We start from the raw sequence: 16,802 nt of genomic DNA, 5'->3' as shown, positions 1-16,802 counted from the left end.
TGCTTTGTGGAAGCCAAGTCTGCCGACGTGCCCGACGCTCTGTGGCGTCGGATCGAGCCGCTGATACGAGCGGAGCCGCCGAAGCCGAAGGGAGGTCGCCCTCCAGTCTCAGCGCGAGTCGTGATGGCCGGCATCCTGTATGACGGTCGTCGCGGCATCGCTGGAAGTGGAGCTCTCTCGACAGCGCCTCGGTGAAGGCGCCAAAAGGGGGACCTCACCGGCCCAAATCCGACTTACAACTTCGCCCAACGCATCTTCCTCGACCGGGGCACGACGGGCAGCGGTGGGGCCGGTGGGGCGGATGGCGCCGGTGGGGCCGGCGGGGCCGCGGGCGACGGCGGTAGCGCAGGGGACGGGAGCGGCAACGGCGGTAGCGCAGGGGAAGGAAGCGGAAACGGCGGGGGCGTGCCCGGAAGTGGTGCCGTCACGACAGGCGGTTCTGCAACGACTGGCGGGCAGGTTTCGAGCAGCGCGAGCGGCGGCACCGACGAGGGGGCGCCCGCGACGGAAGACTCTAGCTGCAGCGTCTCAGTCCCCGGGTCCGAGCCCGGAACGCCGCCTTGGCGCTTCGGGATCCATCTTGCGGCGATCGGAGCCCTCCTCTTCAGAGCGCGAGCAAGAAGGAATCGAGGCTGAGCGGCCGAGCGTCGCTCGACGCTTGCACAGCGTAGAAGACGACGGATGCGCCATGGCGGGCCCGTGGAGGGCACAGCGTGTGAAGGCGGCGCCGTTGATGCCTGGATAATAAACGGTTGAGCTCGGGCGGGCGCCTCGCAGAACTGGCTGGAGCGCCCGCGCGATGCGGCGCACGGAGCCAGTTTCCGACGTCGGTGTGAGGCCATCGGAAGCGCGCCCACGTGATACCCTCGCGCCGGCCAGTGCGCGGTCGGGGCTCCCTCTCTCTGCTCGCAGCATTCCTCCTCCACGCGGGCGGCGTCATCGCGGCTCGTGTGCTCGTGCCGGAGGGCCTCGAGGCGCCGGCGCGGGCTGGCGCGAGCGACCAGCTCGAGCCGCTCCTGGTGCTGGACACCGATGTCTTGCTGGACGAACCCAGGACGCCGGAAGCCCGAGCGACGGAGCCCCGCCAGGTCCTCGCCCGGGCAACGGGCGTCGATCCCGGCTTCTCGCGTGCCGCGCCGAGAGAGCGCGGCCGAGCGCTGTCCGAGGCGCCTCCTGCGCGAGCATCTCGCTCCGGCGCGGCGACCCACGATCACGCGCCGCCGGACGCGGCTCACGCGCTGCCAGACGCCGCCCATGCGCTGCCGGACGCTGCCCACGCGCCGCCGGGCGCGCCCGACGCGCCTCCCACCGCCGCGGCACCTCCAGGCCTCGGCGGCGCGCCGGTCTGGGCATTGCCAGGTGTCTTGCCGGTGGAGCCTCCGGTGCGTCCCCGCGCTGCCGAGCGCCCCCTCGCCCCGGTGCGCCCCGTCCCTGAGCGCTCCGCGCGGAGCGACGCGGCCAAGGACGGGCGGCAGCCGGTCCTGGTCTTCCCCGCGGCGGGCGTGCTCGCCTCTGCTGTCGCGGAGGAGGTGTCGTCATCCGCCGTGCCGCCGGACTCCGAGAGCTCGTTCGAGCTCACGCTGGACGCGAAGGGACGGCTGGTCTCGGTGCGCTTCCTGGAGGCAAACACGGGGAACGGCGACGACTTCCGGCGCGTCGCCCAGGCCGTGTTGAAGCGCTTCTCCGCGCGTGCGCTGGCGATGAACGGCGACTTTGCCGCCGGGAGCAGGGTGACGGTCCACGTGACCAGCCGGGTCGTCATGCCGGATGGGACGTCGCACGGGATCCCGACGCCGACGAAGAGACCTGGAGACGGCAGGTCGATCATCCGCGAAGACTCGCTGGACGATCGCTTCAGGTCGCCTCATCTGGCGCCGTCGCCGGGCGTGAAGCTGCCCAAGCTGACGTTTCTCTTCGATCTCGCGAACATCGGCGCGCAGCGCCGGAGGGTCGTCAGCACGCGGGTCGAAGCGGTGCCCGCCGCGCTGCCCTAGAATACTGTTCACGTTGCTCAAGCGAGAAATGAACCGCCAGAAGACGCCAGAAGACGCCAGAAGAATAAAAATATCTTGGCGTCTTATGGCGCCTTGGCGGTCCGAAATCTGCGCTTTTCAGGCAGCTTCAGCCCGTTTGTCGCCCTACAGCGGTTTCCGCCCGCCTCTGCACCATGCAGAGCAGAGCGGCGGTCTCCCGCACAGGATACGGGCCCAGATCGGCGTTTTCGGCGCGCAAGCGCACTCCGGTGCGCTGAGCACCGAAAACGTCGAGGTGGGCCCGTATCCGAAGCGGGTGACCGCCGCTCTACTCCGGCCAGACCTCGATCCAGACGAACAGCACCTGTCCGGCGGCCTGGTCGTCGACCGCCACCGGATAAACCGTGCGCGCTCGGAGCGCCTCGACGAGGTGAGCGTGGTTGATCGCGAATCGCCCGATGAAGTCGTCGTTCACGAGGTCCCTGTCGATGAGCTCACCGCTCAGGTGGACATCCGGCGTGAGCGGCACGCGGTACCAGGTCGGCGGGCCTTTCCATCCGGGCGTGCAGGTGTCGCGTTGCCCCGGGCGATCCAGCGCGCGCCGCCCCAGCGACCGGCCGCCCACGAACAGCTCCGCCGAGCCGAAGGGCTCCGGCGGCTCGGTCCCGGCCCCTGCCGCCTCCGCCACGAAGCCGGCCACGCTGGCGGCCGCCGCGACAGGGTGCTTCGTGCGGAGCAGGCCGCCGATGGCGGTGAGCGCCTCCGCCGGGACCGCGCCCATGCCGTCCCATTGACGGCCGTCCGCCTTGGCCGGGCTGATGACGGCGCCGTCGATGGAGATGCGCACATGCGCCGGCAGCGGCGGCGCCGCCGGCTTGCACGCCGCGCAGCTAAGGGCGATCCCGCACAGCGCAGCCGCTCCGAGAGGACGTGACGCCATGCCTAGAGAACGTATCCCGGCGGCCGGGCCGCACCAACACCGAAGCGCGCGCTGAGGCGCGGCCGGGTGCGCTCGCCTCGACCCAGATATCGAGGTCCTTGGTCGCGCGCGGGCGGCCATGCACGCCGACGGCGTAGGCCCCGATCACCAAGAACTTCGCGTCAACGGCGCACAGGGCGGAAATCAGATCGAGGAAGTCTTCGTTCATGGGCGGATCCCGGGAAGGCCAGCTCGAACAGCTCCTGACTTAGCTTCCAGGGTACCTCGGCACGCTGTTGAATGGGGATGGAGCTCCAGAAGAGGGCGTCCGCTTCCGCTTGCGCCTCGTCCTCTCCTGGCCGAAAGACGCGCATCATCCAGCCCGCGCGAGCCGACCGCCGCGCTTCCGCAGCCTCATCACCTGCGCTCATGGCCACACTGTACCATGCCGCTTGGCGGAGCCGATGGACAGGCCAGCGCAGCTCCGACCGCATCGACCTGGCGGACGTCCACAGTGCCGTCCACGCAGCTTCCGCCCGATGGTCACGGCTCTCTTCCGCACAGCAGCCCGGCGCAAGCGCGGCTCACCCCTAGCTCATCCGCTCGATCGCCTCGTTCAGCGCGCCGTCGTCCGCGCCCTCCGCGTCGCCCGAGAGCGCCTCCTCCGCGGCGGCGAGCGCCGCGTCGCGGAGGCGGTAGAGCTCGGGCTCGGGGATGCGCTCGCGCGCTGCGAGGACGCCCGGCGGGACGCCGCGCAGCATCTCCAGGACCAGGCCGAGGCGGCGGCGAGCCTCGGGCGGCGGCGGCGCGCCGAGGCCGAGCCGACGCCGCGTGGCCCGCGGCGCTCCGGCGAGGCGGCGCGCGGCAGCCTCGGCGACCTCCGCGGCGAGCGCGTTGTACGCCGGCGGCGACGGGAGCCGCGCCTCCATCCAGACGAGCAGCCGCACGAACTCGCGCGCCCCCTCGAACGCCCGCCGCCCGTGCAGCATGCGCCGGTTGTCGACGACCAGGATGTCCGCCGGGCCGAGCGACAGCTCGATCACCTCGCGCCGCGACGCCTCGACGAACCGCGCGAGGCGCGCGGCGATCGCGTCCCCCGGCGGCACGAACGGCGCGTGCGTGAGCGCGAGCGCGCCGCCGCGGAGCGACACGGTGGGCCCGAAGAAGTCGCCGAAGACGAACGGGATGCGCCTGTACACCGTGAAGAGCGCGCGGAAGAGCTCGGGATCGGCGCGCTCGATCGCCGAGAGCAGCGGCCAGCCGTCGAGCAGGAGGCAGGCGCCGCCGCGCTCCGCGGGCCTGACGCAGGCCATGATCTGCACCGACGGAGGCGCGCCCGCGAAGCACTGGCTGTCGGTGTGGAGCGGCGCCGCCGCGGAGCTCGCGGCGAACGACCTGCCGCCCGGCACGGCCTTGATCGGCTGCCGCTCCACCAGGAGCGGCCTTGCCCCGAGGAGCCGCTCGGCGAAGCTCCACGGCGCCCGCGCGGCCTCCTCCGGCGCCAGCGCCGCGTCGCCGCGGAGCACCGAGAAGCCGCGCGCCGCGAGCTCGTCGAAGAGCCTCGCCGGACCGCCCTCCGGCCCGGGCCAGATCCATCGCTCGCTCATGGGCGCGCTCTGCGGGGGCGCTCGAAGGGCAAAATCATCCTATTTATCCAGCACATACGGACCCGATGATCGCGCCGTCCACCCCGCTCACGCATCGAGGAAGCGGGCCTCCCGGAAGCCGGCCCGGAGCAGATCGCGCGGGATGGGCACGATCCGGAGCAGCTCCGCGCCCTCGGGCACCTCGACCGGCGCCCCGAGCCGGCGCACGTGGAACACCGCCGGGGTCGCGAAGAACGCGTCGGTCGCGACCACGCCGCGCATCACGTCGTAGCCGTCGCCGTTGACGCCGTCGAGAAGGCTCGACCAGCCCGGCGGCGTCCGCGTGAAGGCCCACGGCTTCACGAAGAAGTGCGGCTCGCCCGGCGGATGCGGCGTGAAGTACTTCGTCAGGTACCAGAGCGCCCCGCGGTTCGCGGCGATGAACTCGTCGCCGAAGGTCTGCGCAAACGTGCGCTCCACCGCGGCCGCCCCGTCGGCGAGGCGCGGCGCGTCCGGCGCGACGGCGAGCGTGTGCCCGTCGAACGTCGCGCGGAACGGGACGGCGTTCCTCACCACGATCGATGCGAGCCGCCGAGCACCCCCGCGCCATGGGACCGGATCCGGCCCGGCCCCGGTCGTGACCTCGGTCACCTCGGTGATCTCCGGCACCGCCGGCCCCGCGACGACCAGCCGCACGCGCGCCGGCCCCGCGCTCCCCTCGCCTGCGTTCCCCTCGCCCGCGCGCCTTTCGCCCGCCATCTCCTCGCACGCGCTCCCCTCGCCCGCCTTCTCCTCGCCCGCGCCCGCGTTCCGCCAACCCGCCGTGCCCCCCACGAGCCGCCGGTACTTGCGGGTCACCTGGCCCTTCTTCACCGCGAAGTACTTCGCGTCGTAGAACTCCGCGTGCGCCCGCCCCACCTCGGGCGCTTCCGCGAGCGAGCACGCCTCGATCTGCACGTCGGGGAGCACCGGCGCGATGCAGCCGATCTCGCCCTCGATCTGCAGGCTCTGCGGAGCCTCGTCGCGGACGCGCAGCTCGACCACCAGCGGGACGAACGCGCCGTCGTCGGCGAGGTACGCCTCGCTCACCTCGATCAGCGCGTTCCGGCGGTTGGCTGCCCCCGCGACGCGCAGCCACAGGCCCGGGTCGGGGCGCACCAGGAGCCCGGTCCACAGGCGCAGGTGAGGCGGCCCCAGCCCCTTCCGGCACGTCCAGGCGAGGCCGCCGCGCAGCGCCCGGTGCCATGCCCCTTCCGGCGCCAGGAAGCCCTGCGAGACCAGCCGGGGCAGCGCGGCGCGATGGGCGCGGACGAGCGCCTCGCGGTGCTCGCCCGCCGGCTCGGCGCGGAGCGACCCGAGGCGCCGCCGCACCTCGATCGGCCGCGCCAGCGTGATCTGGAGCCCGAACGCGTTGCCCTCGAGCAGCGGCACGCACGCCTTCGCCACCCGGAGCGGCACCGCACCGTCGAGATCGCCGGCGCGCCGGGTGAGCCGGCACAGGCCGAGGGCGTCGAGCACCTCGAAGCGGGCGTCACCCGCCGCAGCCACCACCACCGCCGCAGCCGCCGCCGCCGCCGCAGCCGCCGCCGCCGCCGCAGCTCGACGAGCTGCAGCTCGATCCGCCCGACGAGCCGCCCCCCGTCGAGATCGGCGGGGGCGGGGTCATCGCATAGACCATCGGCCCGAAGAGCGGCGACATCGCGAGCGCCGCCGTGCCGCTCGCGGCGACCGTCAACCCGATGTCCACCGCCTCCCGGCGGCGGCCGCTGGCGACGTCGGAGCGGAGCGAGACCGTCGAGTCGTCGATCCACCTGAGGTAGTCCGACTTCATGGTGCTGTAGGCGCTCGCGGTCCGCGCCACGATCCACGTGGCGACGAGCAGCGCGATCATCTCCACCACCAGGAACGAGTACGGCCGATCGAGCTCCTCCGCCCGGATGGCGCGGATCAGCCCCACGCCGAGCAGGCCGACGCCGACCGCCCACACAACGGCCGAGAGGGCCGTCATCGTCCCCCGCGGGCGCAGCATCCCTGCGGCGGCGAGCTCGGCGCGGAGCTCCGGCTCGAAGCGGGCCGCGATCTGGTCGGCGGAGGCGCGCACCTGATCGAGCGAGAGCGCCACCATCCGATCGCCGTGCGCGCCCCTCGACGAGAGCGAGCTGAAGAACGCCGCGAGCACCCGGTCCGGCGGGGCCGAGCCGACCATGACGTGGAGCGCCTGCGGCGCGTCCTTCGCCTCCCCCGCGGGGACGAGCCAGCCCGCGGCCATCGCGACCGCGATCAGCGTGGCGGCGACGCCCTTGTTCCCGTCGCGGAGGTACGCGATCGCCCAGTACTCGTCCGGCTGAGGGATCCAGCCCGCCGAGAGCCGCTGCCGCGGCGGCGCATGCGCGTAGGCCGGGGTTCGGTAAGGCGCGCCCCCCGGCGCCCCCGCGACCGCCGCGGCGCCGCTCAGCTGCGCGGAGCGATCGAGGGAGGCGCCGACGGCGCTGCGCACCAGGATGGCGACGACGAGGCCGGCGATCGAGAGCGCCAGATAGAAGAGCAGGAACGCCGGCCCCGACCCCATGTTGAACGGGAAGAAGTCGAAGATCTCGTGGATCATCGCGCCGCCTCCGGGTGCTCCAGCCGGTCGACGTCGTCGACCGCGCGCGCGAGCAGCTCTGCCAGCGCCGCGTAGGCCGCGCCCGGCGCCTCGTGGACGCGCTGCAGCGGGGCCACGTCGACGCCGAGGAGCTTGCCCGATCCGGCGAGCACCGTGCCCAGATCGTCGCCGCCCTCGATCCCGTGCAGGCCGAGCAGGGCGTGGAGCGGGCCGCGGATCTGCTTGACCTTGCGGGAGACCGCGCCCTTCAAGGCGTCGTCCGCGCCCATCCCGTCCACCACCGCGCGCCGGAGGCGGATCTGCGCCTCGCGCAGCTCCTGCTCGACGCGCAGGCGGCGGTTCTTGCCGTCGATCACGAGCGCCGAGAACGGGTCGCGGCCGGAGAGGAGCACGTGGCACCGGCGGATGTCGTCGTAGAGCAGCGGGAACACGTCCGCGGCCCGCGGGATCTCGGCGGCGGTGAGGATCATCGCCTCGATGCGGGCCGCGTAGCGCGCGATCTGGAGCGCGTTGGCGATCGCGTCGAGGCTCTGGCGGGAGGCCTCCTCGAGCACCACCATCAGATCGACGTCGCTCTGCCCGTCGCGGTAGCCGCCCCGCGCCGCGCTCCCGTACACGAGCAGGCACGAAAGCTCGTCGCCGAGCGTCCGCTCCAGGCCCTCCTTGAGCTCGACGAGCCGCGCCTGCACCGGCGCCGGCAACCTGGAGACGGCGCTCCCCGTGGCGATGGATCCCTCGTTCATGGTCTACCTTCGCGGCTCGATCAGCCGGACCTCGGCGCTCGAGCCCATCCCCTTGATCGCCCAGACTACCCGACCTCCCGGCAGCCGCTCTCGTCGAATGAAGGGCAGGAGCCTGGGCCTGACGCTCCCGTCACCCGCGGGCCCGACGAAGCGGGCGCGGAGCAGCAAGCGGTCGACGATCGCCTCCGGCGCGAGCCGGGCGTCGTCCACCGCCGCCGCGGCGATGCGGAGCGCGTCGGCGACCGCCGTGAGGCTCGGCGCCCGCGGCGACGCCTCGACACACAGGGCCCCGAGGCGCGCGACCGCCTCGCGATGAGGCGAGAGCCGCGGCAAGAGCGGGAGCGCGTCGTCGACGCGCTTGCGCTGGAGGATCGCGCGCGACCGGGCGACGTCCTCGGCGTCGAACGGAGCCACGGCCTCCGGCGGCGGATCGACGGGTGAGGTGAGCAGCTCGGCCACGCGGGCCTGGACCTCGGCGAGCGCCGACGCCGATGGGGGTGAGGTGTCGGCAGAATTTTTCAGCAAGTCGCGAGAGGCAGGCAACCCCGGTCGGGTCGGCGCCAACGTGGGTTCGGCCAGCGTGGGCCCGGCCAACGTCGGTCGGGTCAGCGTCGGTCGGGTCAACGTCGGTCGGGACGGCGCGGACCGGGCGATCGCCCTCGCGGTCGCTATCTCGGCCGCGAGCGCGGCGAAGGGCGGGAAGTCGCCGTCGCGCTCGAGGAGGATCGGGAGAGGCCCGGTGCGCGCAAAGACCTGGGCCAGCAAGGCGAACACCGGCGCGGGGACCGGATGGGCATGCGTGTCGAAGTAGAAGCCGTGCTCCACGACGCCGCCGGCGATGTGGATCATCGCCACGCGCTCGAGCGGGTAGGCACCGACGAGCTCCCCGGGATCGACGCCGGCGTTGACGGCGTTCGCATAGACATTGCCGACGTCGAGGAGCAGATCGCACCCGGTGCGGTCGACGACCTCGGCATAGAAGTCCCCCTCCCCGAGGGCGTCGCCGGGGAACCGCAGCGTGCACGCCGCGTTCTCGAGCAGCAGGGGGATGTCCGGGAGCGCTCGCCGGGCGGCGGCGACGTTCCGCGCGACAGCGCGCGCCGCCTCGAGCGTGTACGGCAGGGCGGTGAGGTGGCCGATCTCCCGGCCGCCGCCGCGCACGAACGCGACGTGCTCGCTCACGACCGGGGCCGAGAGCTCCCGGCAGAGCGCCCCGAGGCGGCGCGCGCGGTCCATGTCGATGCCCGAGGCGCTGCCGAGCGAGAGCTTCACGCCGTGGGGCACCACCGGCCAGATGCGCGCGATGGCCGAGGCCTCGCGCCGCGCGGCCGGGCTCGCGAAGCAGGCCTCGGCCACGACCTCGACGAAATCCACGGCGCCGGGCGCGGACAGCAAGTCGGCGGCGAGCTCGGGGCGGAATCCGACGCCGACGACGCCGACGACGCCGACGCCGGAGAGGGGCGATCTGGGGGCGGGCACGAGCACGCGGGGACCTGCCCCCAGTCTGCCCTCGCGGAGGGATCCGGAACAGAGGACATCGGGATCGGCTAGAAGTCGAGCTCACCCGAGATGCGAGAGGCAGCACCCATGCGCGTGGCGATCCTCGACGACTACCAGGGCGTGGCGCTCCGGATGGCCGACTGGCGAAGCCTCCACCCGGCGGCAGAGGTGCAGGCCTTCACCGACCACCTCGACGACCTCGAGGCCCTGGCCGCGCGGCTGCGCCCCTTCCAGGCCGTGGTGCTGATGCGAGAGCGCACGCCGTTCCCGCGCGCGCTGTTCGAGAGGCTGGACGGCCTCCGGCTGCTGGTCACGGCGGGCATGCGCAACGCCTCGATCGACCTCGCGGCCGCGACCGAGCGCCGCGTCCAGGTCTCGGGCACCGACATGCTGCCCTACCCGACGGCGGAGCTCACCTGGGGGCTCATCCTCGCGCTCTTCCGGCACATCCCGGCCGAGGACCGCGCCGCGCGCGAGGGCCGCTGGCAGACGACGCTCGGCCTCGGCCTCAAGGGCAAGACGCTCGGCCTCGTCGGGCTCGGCAAGCTCGGCGGCCAGGTCGCGCAGGTGGGCCGCGCCTTCGGCATGGAGGTGATCGCCTGGAGCCAGAACCTCACCGCCGAGCGCGCCGCCGAGGTGGGCGCCCGGCTCGTCCCGAAGGACGACCTCTTCGCCGGCGCGGATGTCGTCAGCGTCCACCTCGTGCTGAGCCCGCGCACCCGCGGGCTGGTGGGCGCGGCCGAGCTCGGGCGGATGAAGCCGACAGCGTTCCTCGTCAACACCTCGCGCGGCCCCCTCGTCGACGAGGCGGCGCTGCTCGACGCCCTGCGCGCGCGGCGCATCGCCGGCGCGGCGCTCGACGTCTTCGAGCCCGAGCCGCTGCCCGCGGATCACCCGCTGCTCGCGCTCGACAACACGGTGATCACGCCGCACCTCGGCTACGTCACCGAGGAGGGCTATCGCCTGCTCTATGGCCAGGCGGTCGAGGACATCCGCGCCTTCCTCGATGGCAAGGTGCTGCGTCCCTTGAACCAGCTCCCGGCCGATCCGGCCTAGCTCGGATAGCGGCCGCCGCCGCGCCCCGCGCGTCAGAGGAACTGGCTGCTCCACTTGCGGAACGTCATGATGCCTTTCTCCCCGGCGCACAGGACGGGCTGAGCGCGGTAGATCTTGTTCTCCCAGATCGGGATGTCCTCCTCGATCTGCCGGCAGACCTCCGCGGCCAGGGCCTGGCCGAGGCGCTGCGCGCCGTCGTTGCGCAGCCAGAAGGCGACGCGGATGTCGACGAGCTCGTCGTCGATCGGGGTGACCGTGTTCACGAAGAGGAGCTCGACGATGCCGGTGAAGCGGATCGTCCCGTACCCCATGCCGTGGCCTTCCCAGGTGATCGTGCCGTCGACCACCTGCCCTCCCGGGCCCTTCTGCTTCACCGCCGACCTGGATCGGATGATATGGCCCTCGATCTCGATCTCGGTCCGGGGCGGCACCAGCATGCCGTGCACCGTCACGAAGTGGGCTGGATCCACGATGTTCTCGAGGTTCTCCTGGATGTGCGTCCGGACCCTCCAGCGCTTGCTCAGCTTCGGAGACCACTCCGTCGAGCGCGCCTCGGCGAGCGGCGGGATCTCGAAGGCGGGGGGCTCGCCGCCGAGCGCGTGGTGGACAAGGATCAGGCCGTCGAGCTCCCGTACCTCCCAGGCGCGGGTCCTCGCTTTCGGCGGGATCGTGTCCGCATAAGGGATGTGCACGCACTTCCCTTCGCCGGAGATCACCCATCCGTGGAACGGGCACCGGATGCCGCCCTGCTCGACGCGGCCGCCCACCCCGAGGTGCGCGCCCATGTGAGGGCAGTGGGCGTCGAGGACCCGGGCCTCGCCGTCCTGCGTCCGGAACAGCACCAGATCCTGCCCGAAGCAGCGGAGCGGAATGGGCCCGCCCGTGGACAGCTCGTCCGAGGTGGCGACCTGGAACCAGCCTCGGGGGAAAGGCTGCAGGGGAATTCGAGCGCTCACGTGGATCTCCTCGGCTCAGCGTCTGTCGGGGTCGCCCGCGCGCTCATGCAGCGCCGGGCGGAGGGGCTTCATCGTGCCGGTGATCGCGGCATGAGAACGTCACTCTACCAGCAAACCTCGCAGGCGTGAGTGCGCCGAGGCACTGGCACGCTCCCTCGCCGCGCGCGGCGTGCCTGGCAAGCAGCCGGGCGGCCGGACGCGGGCTGCTGGGCATCCGGGGCGGGTGGTGGGGTACTTACCCTGCCCTGCCGGAATGATGGAACCGCCAAGGACGCCAGAAGACGCCAAGATTTTATGTTTTTCTTGGCGTCTTCTGGCGACTTGGCGGTTCAAAAGACGCCACCTTCGGCCAAAGTACACCACCCCCCGTGGGCGAGCTACGCTCGCGCCGGAAGGAGCGCAGCACGCTGTGGTCCCCATGCTCGGCGCAGTGTAGGCTCGGCCGCGTGTCAGGACCGCGCTGGGCTCGCCGCGCGAGGAGGGCGACGCAGGCCGTCGTCGCGGCGACGGGGCTCGCGCTGCTCGCGCTGCGCTACGTGATCCCTGCCCTGATGATGCAGGCGCATCCGATCGGGTCGACGGCGTCGCCCTACGGATATGTCGAGTACGTGCCGCCGGAGCCGGGGCCGCGCCCGCTCCTGCTCGTGCTGCACGGCGGGGGCAGCCGCGGTGAGGCGCTCACGCTCACGGAGTTCGCGCGCGGCGGGCACGCCGTGTTCGTCGATGTCTACGCCGAGGATGCGACCTGGCGCTGGCTGTTTGCGCAGCGCCGCGGCGCTCGTGCGCAATGAACGCACGGCGGGTACCGAGCCGTCACTCCCAGCCCCGGCGGTGGCGGCGGAAAACGGCCCGACCCCGGCCACGAGCGACAGAAGGATCGCCGGCGCTCACCGCCCGCGGCTCGTCCCCTGTCAGCGCGCCGGCGAGAGCTGCTCCAGCCCCTCTTCCACACTGACGACGGGCGCATACCCGAGCTCGGCGCGGGCACGGTCGGTCTTCACGGTCACCGAATGCGACATCATGGCGACGGCGAAGCGGGTCATCGGCGGCGCGCGGCGGACGCCGAGGAGGCGCCATGCGCCCTCGATCACGGCCGCGAGCGAGAGGACGACGGCGCTCGGGACGCTGCGCCCCGGCAGCGCCACCCCTTGCGTCCGCGCCAGCGCCGTCAGGAACTCGCGAAGCGTGCGCGTGCCGTCGTCGGCGACGAAGTAGGCGCGCCCGCCCTGGCCGCGCTCCAGGGCGAGCAGCAGCGCGCGCACGAGGTTCGCGACGTGCGTCGTCGACGTGCGCGCGCCGCCGCCGTCGAGCCACGCGAAGCTCCCCTCCCGCGCCATGCGCAGCACGACGGGCAGCACCGTCGCATCCCTTGGACCCCACACGAGGCGCGGGCGAATGGAGACGGTGGTCATGCCGCCGGGTTCGTTCGCCGCGAGCACGCGCCGCTCCGCCTCTGCCTTCGTCTCCGAGTACAGGAAGCGTTGCTTCTCGGGATAAGGGTGCGTCTCGTCGATATCGATGAGATCATGGCCATCGAAGAGCGCCGCCTCGGTGCCGACGTGGACGAACCGGCGCACACCGGCGGCGCGCGCCGCGTCGAGCACCCGCGCCGTCCCCTCCACGTTGCCCTCCCAGAACTGCGCGCGCGTCCCCCACTCCTCGACATACGCTGCGCAGTGCACCGCGGCCTCGGCGCCCGCGAGGTCCTCACCCTTCAGCGTCCCGAGGTCGGCCGCGACCGGCGTCGCGCCATGACGTCGCACGACGTCGGCGCTCCTTGGCGAGCGCGCCAGCGCGCTCACCTCGTGACCGGCGCGCACGAGCCCCTCGATGAGATGGCCTCCGATGAACCCCGAGCCCCCCGTAACGAAGACCTTCATGGCCGCCACGATGCCCGCTCCCTCACCGGATGTCCAATGGGGCAGCGGCGGCGCCGGGACGGGCGCAGCGGTCGCGTCGGCTCGAACTACGGGGAGGCGTTGATTGGATTGCTGTGCCCGCGGTCAATCGTGCATCTCTCCCGGACCCTCTGTCACAAGGTCTCCCCGCACGACGACCTGGGCTTCTGCCGCGCGCGGCCCGATGTCGTCGGAGCCGCCCGCAGCAAGCGGGTGGAACTGATCAATCTCCAGCTCGCCCCCCACCGACGTTTCGGAAACGCCGCAGTAACCACACCGTCCACCGAAGGCGGCTCGCACGATTGCGCGCGCTTCAGCCGAGACTGCCGACTCGTCGGTCGCGAGCCACTTATCGTCGGCGGGATTGTCGGAGGGAGTCCTCCGGCACCAAGACCGGTCCGCTCCTGCCGCCGAGCTGCGCGACCCGAGGGAGGATGGACCAGAGCCATCCCGCCAGGTTGCACGAATGTACATGTTGGTGTACATCTATTGAATGGCGCATCGCTACTCCGTCGCGGAAGCTCGGGCCAATCTCCCCTCCATCATCGAGCAAGCGGAGGCGGGTGAAATCGTCGAGCTCACCCGGCGAGGTCGCCCCGTGGCGGTCGTCCTGTCCCGGGAGGAGTTCGAGCGGCTGCGCTCGGATCGACCGAGCTTCGGCGACGCGTACCGCGCGTTCCGGGAGAGGCACGACCTCGAGGAGGTGGGCCTGGAGCGCGACTTCGCCGCGTCCATTCGCGACCGTTCACCGGGTCGACAGGTCAAGCTGTGAGCCCGCGCTTCTTGCTCGACACCTCGACGATCTCGGAGCCGATGAAGAAGGCTCCCGACGAGGCGATGCTCGCGAAGATCGAGGCCCACGCGCACGAGAGTGCGCTCGCCGCCCCCGTATGGCACGAGCTGTGGTACGGCTGTCGGCTCCTGCCCTCAGGCAAGCGGCGCACAGCGCTGGAGGCGTACCTGCGCGAGGTCGTCTACGTGTCTTTTCCCATCTTGCCATACGACGCCGCGGCCTCGGCATGGCATGCCGACGAGCGCGCTCGGCTCGATGCGAAGGGAACGCCGGCACCGTTCGTGGACGGGCAGATCGCCGCCATCGCGAAGAGCAACGACTTGATCCTGGTAACGGCGAACATTCGATACTTTCAGCGATTTCAGGGCCTGCCGATCGAGAGCTGGTCGAGCAGAAAGAAGAAGTAGGCGCCGCGTCATCGTATCGACAGCGAAGCCAGGTATCGCCGCGCAACCCCGCGCGACGGCTGCTCAAGGGCGGCGCAGCTCAGCCGAGGAAGTCGAGGACATCCTCGTTGAACTTCTCGGGGTTCTCGAGCCACATGAAGTGGCTGCCCCCCTCGTCCGCGCCGAAGAGGATGAGCTCGGCGCCGGGGATCTGGTCGGCGACCCACTGCTGGGAGATGGGGTTGAAGATGCTCGCCTCTCCGCCGACGACGAGCGTGGGCACGTCGATCCGCGGGATCATGTCCCTCCAGTCCTGCTCGGCCTGGTCCACGAGCAGCTTGGCGGCGTACTCGCGCGGGAGCTTCAGGTTCTGCTCGACGACCAGGGCGAGCTGATCCGCCGGGTAGCCGGGGGTGAACATGGTGGCCACGAGCCCGTAGGTCGTGGCGATCCCGTCGGGCCCGCGCAGCGCGGCCGCCGTCTCGTGGAGCGACTGCGGGGTGAACAGGGCCCCCGCCTCGACCGCCTCTTCCGCGGACCAGTCGGGCCACGCCGTCATCGCCGGGCCCACGTCGACGAGGATCAGGCGGTCCAGGTCGCGACCCCCGTAGTTGTCCCAGTAGCTGTAGAGCGCGCCGCACCCCATCGAGTGACCCAGCACGGAGAGGTGCTTGAACCTCATCCCGCGGATGAATTCGGAAAGATCCTTGCTGAAGCGGGCCATGCGGTAGCCGTGCTCGGGCTTCTCCGACTCGCCATGGCCGCGCCAGTCGAGCGCGAAGACATGGTGGTGCCGCGAGAAGGCGAGGATCTGCGCCCTGTACAGCGCAGCCGACTGGGACCACCCGTGCAGGAGCAGCAGCGGCCTCCCCCTCCCCGCCTCCAGGTAATTGAGGGCGACCCCGTCGCTCGTCGTGAAGGTCCCGGAGCGGATGCGCGGCGCGGCCGACGCCTCGCCACCGAGCAAGCGCGTGGCGGCGAGCCCCGCGCCGAGGCCCACCGCCTGCTTCAGCACCTGGCGACGGGTAGGGGTCGAGCTGGACGAAGGAGTTCCTTGCTTCTTGTCGGTCATGGCTCTTGATCTCCACTGCCGGCCGCGCGCGAGGCTGCCCCTCGATCACGCGCTGCCACGGCCAAAAGGAAGAGTCTCGACGCGACCGCGGCGATCGCCCGGATTGACGATCATCTCGACCGCGCCGTCGAGCTGATTGTTCACGAACGGACCAAGGCCGCAAGTAAATACTAATTATAAACGGCGCAAGCAAATCTCCGACGCCGGCGCGTGTCTACACGGGAGACAGGCCGCGCGGCGCCGCCATCGCGACGGCGCGCGCCGTGTCATGCCATGAACCGGACGCAATCAATCGGGGGGAGGTGGCTTGACTCGGCACGCCACGCGGCGCGGCCGTGCGTGAAGGTCCTGGAGCGGCGGTCCCCCGGCTGGCGCCGCATGCCTGAGAACGAATTGCGGCAGCGACCCGAGCTGTCCACGAAGCGAGCGGTCGACGGCTCAGGCTGCCTTGGCGCCGGAGCCCTCCTCGCGCACGCCCGCACGATCTACCAGCGGTCGCTGCCTCGGCGCGTGGATGTGCGAGCGGCGGTACGGGTCCAGGGATCGCGCGCTCCCGCGACGCCTGGCTGGCGGGAAGCCTGCCTGGCTGGTAGTAGCCTCGAGCTGGTAGCAACCTCGTGAGCCCCCTCCCCTCCACCGCGGCGTCGTGGGAATGCGCATCACGCCGCCTGTCGGCTCGAGCGGAGAGGGGCTATTGCCTTGGAGAGAAGACATGTTGAAGGTGGCGATCATCCTGGGGAGCACGCGGCCGGGCCGCAACGGCGAGGCTGTCGCGAAGTGGGTGCACGACGTGGCGGCGAAGAAGGGCGGCGCCGACTACGAGCTCGTCGATATCAAGGATTTCGACCTGCCGTTGCTCGACGAGCCGGCGCCCCCGTCGATGGGACAGTACACGAAGCCTCACACCAAGGCCTGGGCGGCAAAGATCGATTCGTTCGACGCCTTCGTGTTCGTCACGCCGGAGTACAACCACGGCACCTCGGGCGCGCTCAAGAACGCGATCGATTACCTGTACAAGGAGTGGAACAACAAGGCGGCCGGCTTCGTGAGCTACGGCAGCGCGGGAGGCTCACGCGCCGTCGAGCAGCTCCGGCTCGTGATGGCCGAGCTCCAGATCGCGGACGTGCGCGCGCAGGTCATGCTCTCTCTGTTCGACGACTTCGAAAATTTCAGCGTGTTCAAGCCCCGCCCTCGCCACGAGAAGTCCGTCGGCGCCTTGCTCGATCAGCTGATCGCGTGGGCCGGCGCCATGAAGACGCTGCGCGCCGGGTGAGCAGGGCGCGCTCGCGGAGCCTCAAGAGCCCGACGACGCCGA

At 71.7% G+C, this 16,802-nt stretch carries 16 protein-coding genes and 1 pseudogene; 7 read left to right on the top strand and 10 right to left on the bottom strand.

The window, feature by feature from the left end; all coding sequences use genetic code 11:
• Positions 1-27: 27 nt before the first annotated feature.
• Both WMF14_RS11030 and WMF14_RS11025 read left to right on the top strand, forming a co-directional pair.
• Positions 28-159, top strand: a pseudogene (locus tag WMF14_RS11030) (transposase); the annotation flags it as partial.
• Between the two features lie 1,223 nt (positions 160-1,382).
• Positions 1,383-1,994, top strand: coding sequence for a hypothetical protein (locus WMF14_RS11025; RefSeq protein ID WP_157906578.1), 612 nt, complete (start codon positions 1,383-1,385; stop codon positions 1,992-1,994).
• Between the two features lie 307 nt (positions 1,995-2,301).
• Here WMF14_RS11025 and WMF14_RS11020 read toward each other — a convergent pair whose 3' ends face one another.
• From WMF14_RS11020 to WMF14_RS10990, 7 genes are all read right to left on the bottom strand, one after another.
• Positions 2,302-2,913, bottom strand: a complete 612-nt coding sequence (locus tag WMF14_RS11020; protein ID WP_437800686.1) for a hypothetical protein — start codon at positions 2,911-2,913, stop codon at positions 2,302-2,304.
• Complete coding sequence (locus tag WMF14_RS11015; protein WP_437800684.1) at positions 2,864-3,121, bottom strand: hypothetical protein; 258 nt, start codon at positions 3,119-3,121, stop codon at positions 2,864-2,866. Before WMF14_RS11015 ends, WMF14_RS11020 begins: the two co-directional genes overlap by 50 nt.
• Positions 3,122-3,482: 361 nt before the next feature.
• Positions 3,483-4,499, bottom strand: coding sequence for a TauD/TfdA family dioxygenase (locus WMF14_RS11010; protein ID WP_437800682.1), 1,017 nt, complete (start codon positions 4,497-4,499; stop codon positions 3,483-3,485).
• 87 nt (positions 4,500-4,586) lie between these two features.
• Positions 4,587-6,026, bottom strand: a complete 1,440-nt coding sequence (locus tag WMF14_RS11005; protein ID WP_437800680.1) for a hypothetical protein — start codon at positions 6,024-6,026, stop codon at positions 4,587-4,589.
• On the bottom strand, positions 6,010-7,083 hold the full coding sequence (locus WMF14_RS11000) for a hypothetical protein (RefSeq protein ID WP_272101582.1): 1,074 nt from the start codon (positions 7,081-7,083) through the stop codon (positions 6,010-6,012). The genes WMF14_RS11005 and WMF14_RS11000 overlap by 17 nt, the downstream gene beginning before the upstream one ends.
• On the bottom strand, positions 7,080-7,826 hold the full coding sequence (locus WMF14_RS10995) for a nucleotidyltransferase domain-containing protein (protein WP_437800678.1): 747 nt from the start codon (positions 7,824-7,826) through the stop codon (positions 7,080-7,082). Before WMF14_RS10995 ends, WMF14_RS11000 begins: the two co-directional genes overlap by 4 nt.
• A gap of 3 nt (positions 7,827-7,829) precedes the next feature.
• Positions 7,830-9,305 carry a multinuclear nonheme iron-dependent oxidase gene (locus WMF14_RS10990; protein WP_437800676.1) on the bottom strand — a complete coding sequence of 492 codons (1,476 nt, stop codon included), beginning with the start codon at positions 9,303-9,305 and terminating at the stop codon, positions 7,830-7,832.
• A 108-nt stretch (positions 9,306-9,413) separates the two neighbouring features.
• Here WMF14_RS10990 and WMF14_RS10985 point away from each other — a divergent pair, with 108 nt between their 5' ends.
• Positions 9,414-10,382 (top strand): D-2-hydroxyacid dehydrogenase family protein, encoded by a 969-nt coding sequence (locus WMF14_RS10985; RefSeq protein WP_437800674.1) that lies wholly within the window; start codon positions 9,414-9,416, stop codon positions 10,380-10,382.
• A 32-nt stretch (positions 10,383-10,414) separates the two neighbouring features.
• On the opposite strand, the gene WMF14_RS10980 is transcribed toward WMF14_RS10985, so the two are convergent.
• Complete coding sequence (locus WMF14_RS10980) at positions 10,415-11,338, bottom strand: Rieske 2Fe-2S domain-containing protein (protein ID WP_437800672.1); 924 nt, start codon at positions 11,336-11,338, stop codon at positions 10,415-10,417.
• 446 nt (positions 11,339-11,784) lie between these two features.
• On the opposite strand from WMF14_RS10980, the gene WMF14_RS10975 reads away from it, so the two are divergent.
• On the top strand, positions 11,785-12,129 hold the full coding sequence (locus tag WMF14_RS10975) for a hypothetical protein (protein ID WP_437800670.1): 345 nt from the start codon (positions 11,785-11,787) through the stop codon (positions 12,127-12,129).
• 120 nt (positions 12,130-12,249) lie between these two features.
• Here the strand turns inward: WMF14_RS10975 and WMF14_RS10970 are convergent, their stop codons facing one another.
• A complete protein-coding gene (locus WMF14_RS10970) occupies positions 12,250-13,218 on the bottom strand; it encodes an NAD-dependent epimerase/dehydratase family protein (RefSeq protein ID WP_437800668.1) in 969 nt (322 codons plus the stop codon).
• A 511-nt stretch (positions 13,219-13,729) separates the two neighbouring features.
• Here WMF14_RS10970 and WMF14_RS10965 point away from each other — a divergent pair.
• Entirely contained in the window at positions 13,730-14,008 is a 279-nt protein-coding gene (locus WMF14_RS10965; protein WP_437800665.1) for a type II toxin-antitoxin system Phd/YefM family antitoxin, read from the top strand.
• Positions 14,005-14,436 carry a type II toxin-antitoxin system VapC family toxin gene (locus WMF14_RS10960; RefSeq protein ID WP_437800663.1) on the top strand — a complete coding sequence of 144 codons (432 nt, stop codon included), beginning with the start codon at positions 14,005-14,007 and terminating at the stop codon, positions 14,434-14,436. Before WMF14_RS10965 ends, WMF14_RS10960 begins: the two co-directional genes overlap by 4 nt.
• Before the next feature lie 79 nt (positions 14,437-14,515).
• Here WMF14_RS10960 and WMF14_RS10955 read toward each other — a convergent pair whose 3' ends face one another.
• Positions 14,516-15,487 carry an alpha/beta fold hydrolase gene (locus WMF14_RS10955; protein WP_437800661.1) on the bottom strand — a complete coding sequence of 324 codons (972 nt, stop codon included), beginning with the start codon at positions 15,485-15,487 and terminating at the stop codon, positions 14,516-14,518.
• A gap of 712 nt (positions 15,488-16,199) precedes the next feature.
• Between WMF14_RS10955 and WMF14_RS10950 the strand changes: the two genes are divergently transcribed.
• Positions 16,200-16,760, top strand: coding sequence for an NADPH-dependent FMN reductase (locus WMF14_RS10950; protein WP_437800660.1), 561 nt, complete (start codon positions 16,200-16,202; stop codon positions 16,758-16,760).
• The last annotated feature ends 42 nt before the right edge of the window (positions 16,761-16,802 follow it).

It is taken from the genome of Sorangium sp. So ce693, from assembly GCF_051521375.1.
GTDB classification, from domain to species: domain Bacteria; phylum Myxococcota_A; class Polyangia; order Polyangiales; family Polyangiaceae; genus Sorangium; species Sorangium atrum.
This window is presented reverse-complemented; position numbering and strand designations above follow the sequence as displayed.